Consider the following 12368-nt stretch of genomic DNA (forward strand, 5'->3'; position numbering starts at 1 on the left):
GACGGCCCCGGCCCCGGCCCCGTCCGCGACCCGTGCTGCGGTGCCGTCCGCCACGACCACCGTGACACCGAGCCCGTCGGCCTCGGCGACACCGACCGACCCCGCCGCGGTCGACGCTCCGGCCTCGACGACGATCGCCGCCGCGTCCGGCCCGTCCGTCCCGGTGAGCGCCGCGCCCGGTGGCCCCGCCACCGACCAGCTGGCGAACCCGCTGTCGTCCGGCGCGCCGCTGGTGTTCCGCGTCGTCGACCAGCGGGACGGCTGGGTGCAGGTGCAGCTCGCCCAGCGCCCGAACGGCAGCACCGGTTGGGTGCCGGACAGCGCGGTCTCCCTGTCGACCACGGACTACGCGATCGTCGTGACCGAGGCGTCGAACACGCTCGACCTCTACCGGGCCGGCGAGGTCGTCGACTCGTACCCGGTCGCCACCGGGACCGGCGGGACGCCCACACCGACGGGCCGCTTCGCGTTGACGGAGCTCCTCGCGCCGACGAACGACGGGTACGGCCCGTACGCGTACGGCACGACGGCGTTCTCCGACGTCCTCAACTCCTTCGGCGGCGGGCCGGGCCAGATCGGCCTGCACGGCACCGACGACGCGACGAGCATCGGAACCGACGCCTCGCACGGCTGCATCCGGATGCGGAACGCCGACATCACCGCCCTGGCCGGACGGCTGCCGCTCGGCACACCGATCCAGGTCCGCTGAGGTCGGCGACCCGGACGCGGCACGACGCAGCGTCGACCGTTCCCGGATCGTGACCTCCCGGTGTGCGCGTCCGTGAGGATGGCCCAGTATCCTGAGCCAGGACTCAGGGGGGCCGCATCGTCGCGGGAGCCGGGGTCTGCGTCGCGCCCCGCTCGGGCGCCCGATCCCGGAAATGAGCCCATGCGCCGTCCCGTCCTCGCCACCGCCGTCGCGGTGTCCGCCTTCAGCATCGCCCTCGTCGGCCTGCCGACCGTCGCCAGTGCCGATGCACCCGCCACGTCGACCGCCGCCGCCGCGACCACCACGCCCGTCCAGGGCACCCCGACCTCCCGCGCGGAGTGGGTGACGCAGGACGACCTGACCACCGTGACGACCGGCGCGTTCCCCGACGGCTGGTTCACCACCGGCCCGACCACCTCGGGGGTCGACGGCCTCGCACTCCCGACGGGCACGCTCGTCGCGCACGCCCGGACCGGGTCGGCAGCCACCGACCTGACCGACGTGTACTCGACCGACGCCGCGGGCCGCCTCGGCCTCGGCCTGCCCACCGCAGACCTGTTCGCCGGCAGCGGCGGAACGCGCTACGCGCTGCTCCTCGACCTCGCCGGTTCCGCGGACAACACCACGCCCGCGGTCCTCAGCGCGGCCGAGGCCGGCGCCCAGGGCGTCGACGGCACGTGGCGCTCCTCCGTCGACATCGGCACCGTCCGTGCGGGGAGCGCAGCCACGCTCGCGACGTTCCAGGAACAGATCGCGGCCACCACCCCGGACGCAACCGTCAACGGCTACGGCGCCTTCGCCCGGACCGCGCCGGGCACCGTCGTCGGCATCCTCGGCAACGAGACCCGCTCGTACTTCACGCCGGAGCCGACCGCCGTGGTGGGGGTGCCCTCGAACCTGACGCCGTCGGTCCTCCGGGCGGACGGCCTGCCCGTCGAGGGCACCGGGTTCCTGCCGGGCGAAGAGGTCTCGGTCTTCCTGATCCTGCCGGACGCGGAGATCGTGCCGGACTCCAACCGCTTCACCGTTGACGCCGACGGCGCCTTCGCCGGTCAGACGACCTTCGTCTCCTCCGCGCCGCCGAGCGAGTACCAGATGGTGTTCGAGGGGCTGGACTCCGGCATCGTGGTCTTCGCGGAGCTGACCATCCAGGAGGAGCCCACGGCGGGCGTGACGCCGCCGACGCCGACGCCCGCCGTCCTGCCCGGCACCGGCACCGCACCGGTCGCCACGCCGGTCCCGGGGAACGTCTCCTTCACCGGCTGACCCTCCGCACACGACCGACGCGGGGCGTCCCTCCCACCGGGGAGGGGCGCCCCGCGTCGTCGTGTCGTCGCGTCCGTTCCCGGTCACGGACGGGAGGCCCGCAGCACGACCGCGCGGTCCGCACCACCTCAGGTGGTGACGTCCGTCGCTCCGGCGACCAGGGCCTCCAGGACGACGCGGACCGCCGGTCGGACCGCTCGGTCCGGCCGCACGAGCGCCTCGATCCGCCGTCCGGCGCGCACGTCGGCGAGGGTGGCGAGGTGGAACCGTCCGGGTGCGCGCGTCCGTGAGGTGTACCGCGGGACGAGCGCGATGCCGTGTCCGGCCGCGACGAGGTTCTCGATGACCGGCAGGTGGATCGTGCGGAACGCGACCGACGGCGGTGCGTCCGAGGCCGCGGCCATGGCGGTGAGCACGCGGTCGATCGGGTAGTCCTCCGGGACGCCGATCCAGGTCTCGCCGAGGACGTCCTCGATCCCCACGCGTTCCCGGCCCGCGAGGGGGTGGTCGAGCGGCAGGGCGACGTCGAGCGGTTCCCGGAGCAGCGCGACGGTCTCCACCGCGGGACGGTCGGCACGGCGCGCCCCGTCGGGCCGGTGACCGATGACGACGTCGTGGTCGGCGGTGAGCGGGGCGAACTCCCCCTCGCTGACGTCGACGTCGGAGAGTTCGAGGGCGATGCCCGGGTGCTCGCGCATCCGCGTCAGGAGCCCGGGCAGCAGCAGTTCCGCGGCCGAGGGGAACACCGCGAGGTCGACGGTCCCGGTCGCACCGGCGAGGTGTTCGGCCCAGGCGGACTCGACGGTGGCGAGGGCGGTGGCGACGCCGGTGGCCATCCCGGCCAGGACACGACCGTGCTCGGTGAGCCGCACACCACGACCGACGCGTTCCACGAGCGGCACCCCGGCCTGGCGCTGCAGCGTCCGGAGCTGCTGTGACACCGCACTCGGTGTCCGGTGCGTGGCGGCGGCGACCGCGGTCACGCTCCCGCGTTCGGCGAGCTCGCGGAGGACCGGCAACAGGGCGATGTCGAACCCGACCATGCAGGGACCCTACAACGATCCTGTCGGAACGTACGCTGGTGCTACTGGTTCAGGTGCGGGACGATCATCCGGTGCTGTTCCGCGATCGCATCCTCGCCCTCGTCGTCGCCGTCGCCTGGGGTCTGAACTTCCCGGCGACCGCGATCGCCCTCGAGCACTTCCCGCCGTTCCTGCTCGCCGCGGTGCGCTTCACACTGCTCGCCGTGCCGACCCTGCTCTTCGTGCCGCGGCCGCAGGTGCCGTTCCGGTGGATCCTCCTCGTCGGCTCCACGCTCGGCGTCGTGCAGTTCGCGTTCCTCTACCTGGGCATGTCGGCCGGGATGCCCTCGGGGCTGGCGTCGCTCGTCATCCAGGCCGCGGCGCCCTTCACCGTCGTGCTCGCCGGGGTCCTGCTCCGCGAACGCCTGACCACCCGGCAGGTCGTCGGCGTGAGCATCGCCGTCGCCGCGCTCGGCGTCATCGCGGTGCACCGGGCGCAGACGGCCGCGCTGCTCCCCGTCGTCCTCGTGCTCCTGGGGGCGATCGGGTGGGCGACGGGCAACGTGGCGACGCGCCGGACGGGACCGGTGAATCCGCTGCACCTGACGCTCTGGTGGGCGGTCGTCCCGCCGATCCCGATGGCCGTGCTGTCGTTCGTGGTCGAGGGCCCGGAACGGATCGGGCAGGCACTGGGCACCGCGTTCACGCTCGAGGCGCTGCCGGCCGACCTCGGCGTCCTGTACATCGTCGTCGCGGCGAGCCTGGTGGGCTACGGCATCTGGTCGCGGTTGATGGGGAAGTACCCGTCGAGCACGGTCGCGCCGTTCTCGATGCTCGTGCCCGTCGTGGGGGTGCTCGCGTCCTGGGCGGCCTTCGGCGAGGTGCCCGATGCGGTCGAGGCCGTGGCCGGGGCGGTCGTGGTCGCGGCGGTGCTGTGGTCCTCGCGCCCGCCGCGGACCGGCCTGGCCATCGGGACGCCGCCGGGTGCTCGGGACGCCGCGGGGCCCGGCGGCGTCCCGAGGGCGTCCGGGCGTCCTGCGCAGACGGGGGCGTCCCGGCCCGACTCCGGCTCCGGGCCCGCCGCCCCGGTCAGCCCCGGTGCTGGCGTCGCTCCGCGATGATCCCGGCGAGCGCGCCGCGGAGGTGCGGGTACCGGAACTCGTAGCCGGCCTGCACGAGCCGGGTCGGCACCACCCACCGGCTCTTGAGCACGAGTTCGGTCTCGGTGCGGATCGCGAACGCCCCGAGCTCGAGCATCCACCGCCACGTCGGCAGCCCGAAGCGGCGCCCGACGGCGTCCCGGATCGTCGCCATCACCGTGCGGTTGTCGGACGGGTTCGGGCTCGTCACGTTGACCGGGCCGTCGAGGTCCTCGTGGTCGCGGACGAACCGGATCGCGCCGAAGACGTCCTCGATGTGCACCCAGCTGAACCGCTGCCGACCGTGGGTGTGCCGGTCGTGGTGGTACGTCCCCGCGGCCAGGCGCGCCCTGGTGGGGAACCACGGTCCGTCGTACTGGGGTCCGCCCAGGCCGGCCTGCGCGAGGCGGAGCAGGGGGACGAGGGCGCTGCCGTCGCCGAACACGATCGCCATCCGGAGCGCCACGCGGCGGGTGCTCGGCAGGTCGGCGCGGAACAGGGCGTCCTCCCACGCGCGGGCGACACCGACCGAGAAGCCCTCGCCGAGCTCCCCGGTCTCCTCGTCCTGCGGGCGGTCGTCGGCGTGCCGGTAGATGGTCGCGGTGGACGCGTTCACCCACAGCGGCGGCGGGTGCTCGGCGGTCCGGATGGCCTCGGCCAGTTCGAGCGTCGTGTCGACCCGGGAGCGCAGGATCTCCGCGCGGTTGCGGCGCCCGTACCGGCAGTCGACGCTCTTGCCCGCCATGTTCACCACGAGGTCGGCGCCGTCGACGAGCTCGCGGATCCGCAGGGTGTTCCCCCAGACGGCGTCGCCGGTGCGACCGACCGTGACGACCTCGTAGCCCTCGTCGCGGAACGCGTCCTGCAGGTACCGGCCGACGAACCCGCTCGCCCCCGCCACCACCACGCGTCGCTGCTGACCGCTCATGCTGTCCTCCTGATCCCGGTCACTCGTCGGGTACGACGGCGTACCGGAACGCCCCCTCGTACCGGTACAGCGTGCCGAGCACCGGTGCGCAGAGCACCAGGGACACGCGCTGCACGTCGGCTTCGTCATCGAATCGTTCCGTGAGCTCGACCCGCGGTGCGACGACGGCCGGGAGGCTCCACGCGCGTCCCAGCGCGCGCACCGACACGCGCGTGGAGACCAGGCGGAGGGCCCCGGCGTCGGGTCCGGTCGCCGGGACCTCCACCGTGAGCACCGCGCTCACCCGCCCGCGGGTGCCGAGGTGGTCGACGAGCCCCTCCGGCTCGGCGGTGATCGCGTCGACCATCGTCCGGTCCCCGGAGGCGAAGTGGAAGGTGCGGTGCGCACGCACCGCGGGACGCGCCTCCCGGCCGTCGGCCCGACCACGATCGGCGCGGGAGCTGCCGGACCGGTGGACGTCGCGGCGGCCGGAGCCGGGTTCCTCGTCCGGCGCCGGGCCCCGGCCGACGCGGACCGGGCGGTTCTCGACGGTGAAGGGCACGTCGTGCTCCCAGACCGGGAACATCACCGCGTCCCGCGCGAAGACGGCGAGCACGGGCCACACCCAGCGGCGGGGCGTGCCGACGACGCTGAACGTGCCCGACCCGCGCCCGACGTACCCGGACGGGATCCGGCCGAAGTACGTGCGGAGACGCGGATGGAGCCGCGCGAGGACGTCGGCCGACGCGCTCAGCTCGTACGGCGATCCGCTCACGCTCCCGATCCTGGCACGCCGTCGGACGGGGCTCCTACGATGGCGGTCATGGGACACGACCACGGCCACACGCACGGACACGCGTCCGAGCGTGCGCTGCTGATCGCGTTCTGCATCTCTGCCGGGATCCTGCTCGCCGAGGTCGTCGGCGCGGTCGTCACCGGCTCCCTCGCCCTGCTCGTCGACGCCGGGCACATGGTCGTCGACACCGGCGGACTGGGCATCGGCCTCGTCGCCACACGTCTGGCACGCCGGATCCCGACGGCCCGGCGCACGTGGGGGTACCAGCGGGCGGAGGTCCTCGGCGCGACCGCGCAGGCCGCGGTCCTGCTCGCGGTCGGCGTCTACGTGGTGATCTCCGCCGTGCAGCGGTTGTTCGTGCCCGAGGAGATCGAGGCGGGGCCGCTGCTCGTCTTCGGGGTCGTCGGACTCGTCGGCAACCTCATCGCGTTCGCGGTGCTCGTGCGGGCGTCCGGCGAGGGCTTCACCTCGCGGGCGGCACGGCTCGAGGTCCTGAACGACACCCTCGGGTCCGTCGCCGTGATCCTGGCCGCGGTCGTGCTGTTCCTGACCGGCTGGCAACGAGCCGACTCGGTCGCGGCGCTGCTCATCGGAGCGCTCATCCTGCCCCGGGCCGTGAAGCTCCTGCGCGAGACCGCCGACGTCCTGCTCGAGGCCACCCCGCGCGGACTCGACCTGGACGCGGTGCGCGGGCACATCCTCGAGCTCGACCACGTCATCGCGGTGCACGACCTGCACGCGACGCTCGTGTCGACCGGCGTCCCGAACCTCACCGCACACGTCGTGGTGGACGACCACTGCTTCACGACGGCGCACGCCCCCGCGATCCTCGACGAACTGCAGCAGTGCGTGGCGGAGCACTTCGACGTGCCGGTCGAGCACTCGACCTTCCAACTCGAGCCGGCGTCACACCAGCGGCACGAGCACGAGGTGCACGCCTGATCCTCCCCCTGGTGCCCCCGGGCGTCAGCAGTCGGACTCGTCCGTCGGGTAGGCCGTGATGACCCGCTCGGTCGTCGCGGACACGATCACCTTGACGAAGCCGTCCGGGCTCGGCGCGCTGCCGTCGTCGAACCGCACGGGCGCGGCGTAGCAGACCTTGCCGTCGCCGGCGTCGACCGGCAGGCCCTTCTGCGGGTTCGTCACCGCGGTCCGCACGGCGGTGAGCATGGCGTCGTCCCAGTCACGCGCATCGGTGTGTCCACGGAGGACGTCCTGCCAGTCGGCGGTGTGCCGGACCCTGATGTGTTCGTACCCCTGCGCGGCGTTCCCGCACTGCAGGACGACGGTGCCGAGGGCGGCGGTGTCGTACGACGCGACCTCTGCACGGGTGTCGGTGCCGCAGCGGTCGAGCACCGCGGCGCCCGGCAGGTCGGGTCCCGTCCGGGCGATGACCGCCACGCCGCCCGCGTCGCCCTCGCCGCCCGGCGTCGACTGCGGCTCGTCGGCGGTCGTGGACGCGGTCGCCGACGGTGCGGCGGAGAGGACGGCGTCGTCACCCTCCCGAGCGTTCGTCAGGGCGAAGCCGCCGACCACGAGGACGGCGGCGACCGCCGCGGCGATGCCGGTCAGCGTGGAACGCGGGCGCTTCTGGGCCATCGGGCCAGTATGCCGGAGGGGTGCGGGCCTCCCGGTCGGACCGGCGGGCTGCTGCACCGCGGCGCGGTCGTCACGGTCGTCGGGACACCGCGCGACCCCGCCCGACCCGGGCGACGCCGAGGTGGCGAGCGGCGCCGGACCGGGGGCGGCGTCTCGCGGCGGTCAGGCGCGCGCGGCCAGCCGTCCGCCCGCGACGATCGCGAGCACGGAGACGAGCACCACGTACCCGATGAGGACCGGCAGGGTGGGCAGGACGAGCAGTGCGGCACCGACCGCGACGACCGGGATCGTGAGCCCGGCGTAGGCGATGAGGAACGTCGCGGCGAGGACGCCACCGCGCTCCTCGGGGCCGACGAGGGCTCCGGCACTGCCGATCGAGGCGCGGAACAGCAGACCCACACCGGCACCGGCGACGACCCCGCCACCGATGAACCCGGCGACCTGCAGCACCACCGCCGAGACCGCGAGGACCGCGAGACCGCCGACGAGCAGGCCGACACCGAGGCGGATCTGCCTGCGCTGCGGGAGCGCGGCGAACACGATCTGCGACAGGGCACTCGCGGCGAAGACCCCGAAGGTCGTGGCGCCGGCGGCCAACCGGTCGGTGACGTGGAACGTCGTCCCGAGGAACGTCGGCGCGACGGAGGTGAACAGCCCCTGCACCGCGAGGGCGGCGAAGGCCCCGGTGCCGGCGGCCCAGAACGCGGCGCTCTGGCCCTCCGGAGCCTGCAGGCGCTGCGGGTGGTACGGCACCGGCGCGGCCGGACGGTCGACGGTCTCCGGGACGGCCAGCACGACGACGAACGCGACCGCCAGGGCGACGACGAACACGACGTAGGGCACCATGAGCGGCTGACCGACGAACTCCGCGAGGGCGCCACCGACGAGGGCGCCCAGCGACAGGCCGCCGAGGTTGACGACGCCCGCGGCGACGCTGGCGCCCTTCGCCGAGGACTCGTCGCCGGTGGCCCGCACCTTGAGCTCCCCGAGGTGTGCGGTCGCCGTCGCGGTCAACGTGCCGACACCCAGCCCGGTGACGAGTCGCGCCACGATCAGACCGGTGACGTCGTTCCAGAGGAGGAACAGCACCGCGGCGACGAGCTCCAGCGCCACGGACACGAGGATGAGTGGACGACGCCCGTGCACGTCGCTGAGGTGTCCGGCGAGCCAGAGGGAGCCGACGACGCCCAGACCGTACGCGGCGAAGACGACGGTCGTCGTGAACGTCGGGAAGCCGTCGCGCGCCTGGTAGATGACGTAGAGCGGCGCGGGGACGGTCGCGAAGGCCATCACCGAGGTGAACGCGAAGGCGACGGCCCAGAAGCCGAAGCCGTGCCGACGGCGGGTGTGCGCACGGCGACCACGGGGAGCCGGAGCGGTGGCCTGGGCGCCGGTCGCCGGCGTTTCGATGACGGTTGACATGCCCCGATCGTCCCGCCGGTTGACCATCGGGTCAAACGCAGCTCCTTGATGGCCGGCATCGATCTCGTCGATGATGTCCGGATGGAGACCCGCTTGCTCGAACAGTTCGTCACGGTCGCGGCCGAGGGCAGTGTCACCCGTGCCGCCGAGCGCCTGTGGGCGGCGCAGTCGACGGTGTCCGCGGGGATCGCGAGCCTGGAACGGTCGCTCGGGACCCGCCTGTTCGAGCGTGGCGGCCGGCGGCTCGTCCTCACCCCGACCGGAGCGGACCTCCTGCCCCACGCCCGGGCCGTGCTGGAGTCGCTCGACCGGATGCGTGACCTGGCCGCGGCGTCGGACGCGGAACTGCGCGGTCGGGTGCGCCTCGGCATCTTCACGAGCATGGACGTCGTCGACCTGACTGGCGTCCTGCGCGACTTCCGGCGGCAGCACCCGCTCGTCGCCGTCGAACTGATGACCTCGCCGAGCGGGACGACCGGGCTCGTGCAGGACCTCGTGGCCGGGCGCCTCGACCTCGCGTACACGGGCCTGCCGAACACGCCGTCCGGGGTCGTGGTGGAGCCGCTCCGGGAGATGCCCTTCCGGGTGTTCCTCGCCGCCGACCACCCGCTGGCCGGCCGGCGCTCGGTGTCCCTCGCCGACCTGGCCGACGAGACCTTCGTGGACACCGCGCACGGGTTCGGCAACCGCATGATCCTGGACGCGGTGCTCGAGCGGCTCGGCATCCGACGTCGGGTGGTCGCCGAGATGAACGACATGCCCGCGGTGGTCCGGTTCGCCTCGGCCGGGATCGGTGTCGGGGTCGTCCCGGACTCCGGCGTCCGCTTCGACGGCGCGGTGCTCGACCTCGAGGACGTGGTCGAGCCGCTGCGGATCGGGCTCGCCATGCGGGCGGACCCGGAGCCGAACCGGGCAACACAGGCACTGGCGCGGGCGATCGTGGCGGCCCGGCGCTGAGCCGCGCGCGCGGCCGGAGCCCTGCGGATGGTCGGCCCAGCCCCCGTCGGGTCAGCCGCCGCCGGGTCAGCCGCTGTGTCAGCCGCCTCCGGAGTCAGCCCCGTCACGTCAGCCGCGGTCGGGTCAGCCCGGCGGTGAACCGCCGCCGGGTCAGCCGCGGAGCAGCGGCGCGACGGCCTCGACCGACCGCCGGGCCGCCGCCGTGGTCGACAGCACGCCGACCAGGACGATGACGGCGCCGATGCCCACGACGATCCACCACATCGGATGGGTCGCGACCGCGAACGCGGGGCTGACCGTCGCGACCGCACTCGCCCCCGTGACGGTCCCGGCGAGCGCGACGCCGAGGGACACCCCGGTCTGCCGACTGGTCGACGCGACGGCCGCCGCCGACCCGGACTGCGTGCGGGGCATGCCGGAGACCGCGGTGTTCGTGATGGGCGCGTTCACCATGCCGAACCCGAAGCCGAACAACACGAAGGCGACCACGAGGACCCACATCGGCGTCGAGACCTGCACGGTGGTCAGGACCGCACCGGCCGCACCGATCCCCAGACCCGCGAGGACGAGCGGCACCCGCGTCCCCACCGTGCCGATGAGTCGCCCGGAGACCGGCGACACGACCATCGTCGCGAGGGCCGACGGCAGCGTCCACAGCCCCGCTTCGAAGGGGGTCAGGCCGCGCACCTCCTGCAGGTACAGGGCGCTGAGGAACAGGAACGCACCGTTCGCCCCGAACGCCACGAGCGCGGTGCCCACGGCGGACGAGAACGGGACGCTCCGGAAGAAGCGGAGGTCGATGAGCGGCTCGGCGGTCCGACCTTCGACGACCACCAGGGCGACCAACGCGGCCGCGGCGAGGACGAACAGACCCAGCGTGCCCGCGGACGCCCAGCCCAGGCGAGGGCCCTCGATCAGCCCGCCGACCAGGCTCGCGAGCAGCACGATCACGATGCCCTGCCCGAGCGGGTCGAACCGCCGGGGCTTCGGCGACCGCGACTCCGGGACGAACAGGAACGTGAGGACGATGGCGGCGATGCCGATCGGCACGTTGATCCAGAAGATCGCGCGCCACCCGACGGTGTCGGTCAGCGCTCCGCCGACCAGGGGACCCAGCCCCATCGACACCCCGACGACCGCGCCCCAGACGCCGACCGCGCGGGCACGTTCCTTCGCGTCGTCGAACGTCGCCGTGATGATGCTCATCGCGACCGGGTTCATCATCGAGCCGCCGACGGCCTGCACCATGCGGAAGACGACGAGCCACTCGACGCTCGGAGCGAGCGAGCAGAGCAACGACCCGACGGTGAAGAGCGCGAGACCGACCTGGAACGTCGTCCGACGGCCGATCCGGTCGGCGGTCGACCCCGACAGCAGGAGCAGGCTCGCGAGGACGAGCGTGTAGGCGTCGATGGTCCACTGCAGGCCGGCGATGGGGCTGTGGAGTTCGCGTCCGATCGACGGGAGGGCGACGTTCACCACGGTGGCGTCCATCGACACGATGAACAGGCTCATGCAGCAGACCGCGAGGATGAGGGTGCGGTGCCGGTACCGGCTCGGCAGCGCGGGGTCTCCCTGCTCGGGACGGCGTCGGCCGCGGGCCGTGCGTCCCGCCGCCGCTTCAGTGGAAGCCGTCGTCGTCTCCTCGTCCGGGGGTGTTGTGCCCGCCGAGCATGTCGTTGTCGTCCTGGTCGGAGGTCGACGTCAGCTGGAGCATCGCCATCACGACGACCACGACGACGAAGCCGACGCCGAAGAAGACGAGCGCGAGCGTGGGCTCCCGTGTCGACATCAGCACGACGAGGCCGACGACCACCGCGATGACCGCGGAGATGCCGAGGAGTTCGACCGGGCGCAGGCGGTCACGACGGCTGGGGGTGGTCATACGTGTGGTGCTCCGTCCGGGGTAGCCGCCGGAGCAGCCGTCCCCCACTTGTGCGAGAGGCCGGCGATCAGGTGGAAGACCGCCGCGATGGCGAGGTAGGCGCCGAGCAGGCCGACGAGGACGATCGAGGCGTCGAGGGTGCCGGTGACGCGTTCGACGCCACCGAGCTGCTGCGAGTAGTCGGGCGGGGTCACGAGGAAGGCGACCGCGAGCAGCAGCGTGAGAGCTCCGACGGTCGTCCAGTCCCGGGCGAACGGTGACCGCCCACGAGCGCGGAGTCCCTGCGACAGTTCGAGTGCGCCGGTCAGGACGGCGGAGCACACGACGACGGTGATCAGCGCGGGGAGACCGAGACCGCTGCACGCGATCGCCGCGACGCCGGCGACGATGGACAGGGCGGCCTGCGCCGTCCCGGATCGCCGCGAGCGGTCGTCCCCAGGCAGCCGCGAGGTGCTCCCCCAGGCGAGGACGGCCCCGTCGACGAGGGCGAAGACGCCGAACAGCACGAGGCCGAAGCCGGCCGAGTGGTTCGGGGAGAACGTGATCACCATCGCGATCACGGCTGCCGGGACTGCCCGGAGGACCGGGACCGGCCAGTACCGTGCTCGCTGCGCGGCGTCGTCCACGGAGTGGGACACGGGACCTCTCTCGGGCTGTCGGTTCGTA

The 12368-nt window shown here is 73.6% G+C and carries 13 protein-coding genes; 5 read left to right on the forward strand and 8 right to left on the reverse strand.

The window, feature by feature from the left end:
* Both DEI95_RS15675 and DEI95_RS15680 read left to right on the forward strand, forming a co-directional pair.
* A partial coding sequence (locus DEI95_RS15675) for a L,D-transpeptidase family protein (protein WP_111060821.1) occupies window positions 1-709 on the forward strand: 709 nt, incomplete at its 5' end.
* A 180-nt stretch (window positions 710-889) separates the two neighbouring features.
* Complete coding sequence (locus DEI95_RS15680) at window positions 890-1975, forward strand: hypothetical protein (protein ID WP_111060822.1); 1086 nt, start codon at window positions 890-892, stop codon at window positions 1973-1975.
* 128 nt (window positions 1976-2103) lie between these two features.
* On the opposite strand, the gene DEI95_RS15685 is transcribed toward DEI95_RS15680, so the two are convergent.
* Window positions 2104-3018 (reverse strand): LysR family transcriptional regulator, encoded by a 915-nt coding sequence (locus DEI95_RS15685; protein WP_110901891.1) that lies wholly within the window; start codon window positions 3016-3018, stop codon window positions 2104-2106.
* Between the two features lie 71 nt (window positions 3019-3089).
* On the opposite strand from DEI95_RS15685, the gene DEI95_RS15690 reads away from it, so the two are divergent.
* Window positions 3090-4118, forward strand: coding sequence for an EamA family transporter (locus tag DEI95_RS15690; RefSeq protein WP_111060823.1), 1029 nt, complete (start codon window positions 3090-3092; stop codon window positions 4116-4118).
* On the opposite strand, the gene DEI95_RS15695 is transcribed toward DEI95_RS15690, so the two are convergent.
* Complete coding sequence (locus DEI95_RS15695) at window positions 4087-5064, reverse strand: epimerase (RefSeq protein ID WP_111060824.1); 978 nt, start codon at window positions 5062-5064, stop codon at window positions 4087-4089. The two genes, DEI95_RS15690 and DEI95_RS15695, sit on opposite strands and share 32 nt — an antisense overlap.
* A 19-nt stretch (window positions 5065-5083) precedes the next feature.
* On the reverse strand, window positions 5084-5818 hold the full coding sequence (locus DEI95_RS15700; RefSeq protein WP_258367628.1) for a DUF4166 domain-containing protein: 735 nt from the start codon (window positions 5816-5818) through the stop codon (window positions 5084-5086).
* Window positions 5819-5866: 48 nt separating this feature from the next.
* On the opposite strand from DEI95_RS15700, the gene DEI95_RS15705 reads away from it, so the two are divergent.
* Window positions 5867-6781 (forward strand): cation diffusion facilitator family transporter, encoded by a 915-nt coding sequence (locus DEI95_RS15705; RefSeq protein WP_111060837.1) that lies wholly within the window; start codon window positions 5867-5869, stop codon window positions 6779-6781.
* A gap of 24 nt (window positions 6782-6805) precedes the next feature.
* Here the strand turns inward: DEI95_RS15705 and DEI95_RS15710 are convergent, their stop codons facing one another.
* Together DEI95_RS15710 and DEI95_RS15715 are read right to left on the reverse strand one after the other, a co-directional pair.
* Window positions 6806-7438 (reverse strand): hypothetical protein, encoded by a 633-nt coding sequence (locus DEI95_RS15710; protein WP_111060825.1) that lies wholly within the window; start codon window positions 7436-7438, stop codon window positions 6806-6808.
* A gap of 162 nt (window positions 7439-7600) precedes the next feature.
* Window positions 7601-8860, reverse strand: coding sequence for an MFS transporter (locus DEI95_RS15715; RefSeq protein ID WP_111060839.1), 1260 nt, complete (start codon window positions 8858-8860; stop codon window positions 7601-7603).
* A gap of 81 nt (window positions 8861-8941) precedes the next feature.
* Here DEI95_RS15715 and DEI95_RS15720 point away from each other — a divergent pair, with 81 nt between their 5' ends.
* Window positions 8942-9817, forward strand: a complete 876-nt coding sequence (locus DEI95_RS15720; RefSeq protein WP_181419443.1) for a LysR family transcriptional regulator — start codon at window positions 8942-8944, stop codon at window positions 9815-9817.
* 150 nt (window positions 9818-9967) lie between these two features.
* Here the strand turns inward: DEI95_RS15720 and DEI95_RS15725 are convergent, their stop codons facing one another.
* From DEI95_RS15725 to DEI95_RS15735, 3 genes are read right to left on the reverse strand one after another with little or no spacing between them, the layout of a single operon-like run.
* Window positions 9968-11380, reverse strand: coding sequence for an MFS transporter (locus DEI95_RS15725; protein ID WP_258365810.1), 1413 nt, complete (start codon window positions 11378-11380; stop codon window positions 9968-9970).
* Window positions 11381-11438: 58 nt separating this feature from the next.
* The gene (locus DEI95_RS15730) at window positions 11439-11702 is read right to left on the reverse strand and encodes a hypothetical protein (RefSeq protein WP_110823101.1); all 264 of its coding nucleotides are present in this window, start codon (window positions 11700-11702) and stop codon (window positions 11439-11441) included.
* Window positions 11699-12340, reverse strand: a complete 642-nt coding sequence (locus DEI95_RS15735) for a DUF308 domain-containing protein (protein ID WP_258367629.1) — start codon at window positions 12338-12340, stop codon at window positions 11699-11701. The genes DEI95_RS15730 and DEI95_RS15735 overlap by 4 nt, the downstream gene beginning before the upstream one ends.
* Window positions 12341-12368 lie beyond the last annotated feature (28 nt).

The sequence above is a fragment of the Curtobacterium sp. MCBD17_008 genome (assembly GCF_003234475.1).
Classification (GTDB): Bacteria; Actinomycetota; Actinomycetes; order Actinomycetales; family Microbacteriaceae; genus Curtobacterium.

What these genes read in the sequence shown, in the direction of transcription:
- DEI95_RS15720 (WP_181419443.1), top strand. Translation starts at nt 8,942, where the DNA reads ATGGAGACCCGCTTGCTCGAACAGTTCGTCACGGTCGCGGCCGAGGGC.
- DEI95_RS15680 (WP_111060822.1), top strand. Translation starts at nt 890, where the DNA reads ATGCGCCGTCCCGTCCTCGCCACCGCCGTCGCGGTGTCCGCCTTCAGC.
- DEI95_RS15710 (WP_111060825.1), bottom strand. Translation starts at nt 7,438, where the DNA reads ATGGCCCAGAAGCGCCCGCGTTCCACGCTGACCGGCATCGCCGCGGCG.
- DEI95_RS15685 (WP_110901891.1), bottom strand. Translation starts at nt 3,018, where the DNA reads ATGGTCGGGTTCGACATCGCCCTGTTGCCGGTCCTCCGCGAGCTCGCC.
- DEI95_RS15730 (WP_110823101.1), bottom strand. Translation starts at nt 11,702, where the DNA reads ATGACCACCCCCAGCCGTCGTGACCGCCTGCGCCCGGTCGAACTCCTC.
- DEI95_RS15705 (WP_111060837.1), top strand. Translation starts at nt 5,867, where the DNA reads ATGGGACACGACCACGGCCACACGCACGGACACGCGTCCGAGCGTGCG.
- DEI95_RS15695 (WP_111060824.1), bottom strand. Translation starts at nt 5,064, where the DNA reads ATGAGCGGTCAGCAGCGACGCGTGGTGGTGGCGGGGGCGAGCGGGTTC.
- DEI95_RS15715 (WP_111060839.1), bottom strand. Translation starts at nt 8,860, where the DNA reads ATGTCAACCGTCATCGAAACGCCGGCGACCGGCGCCCAGGCCACCGCT.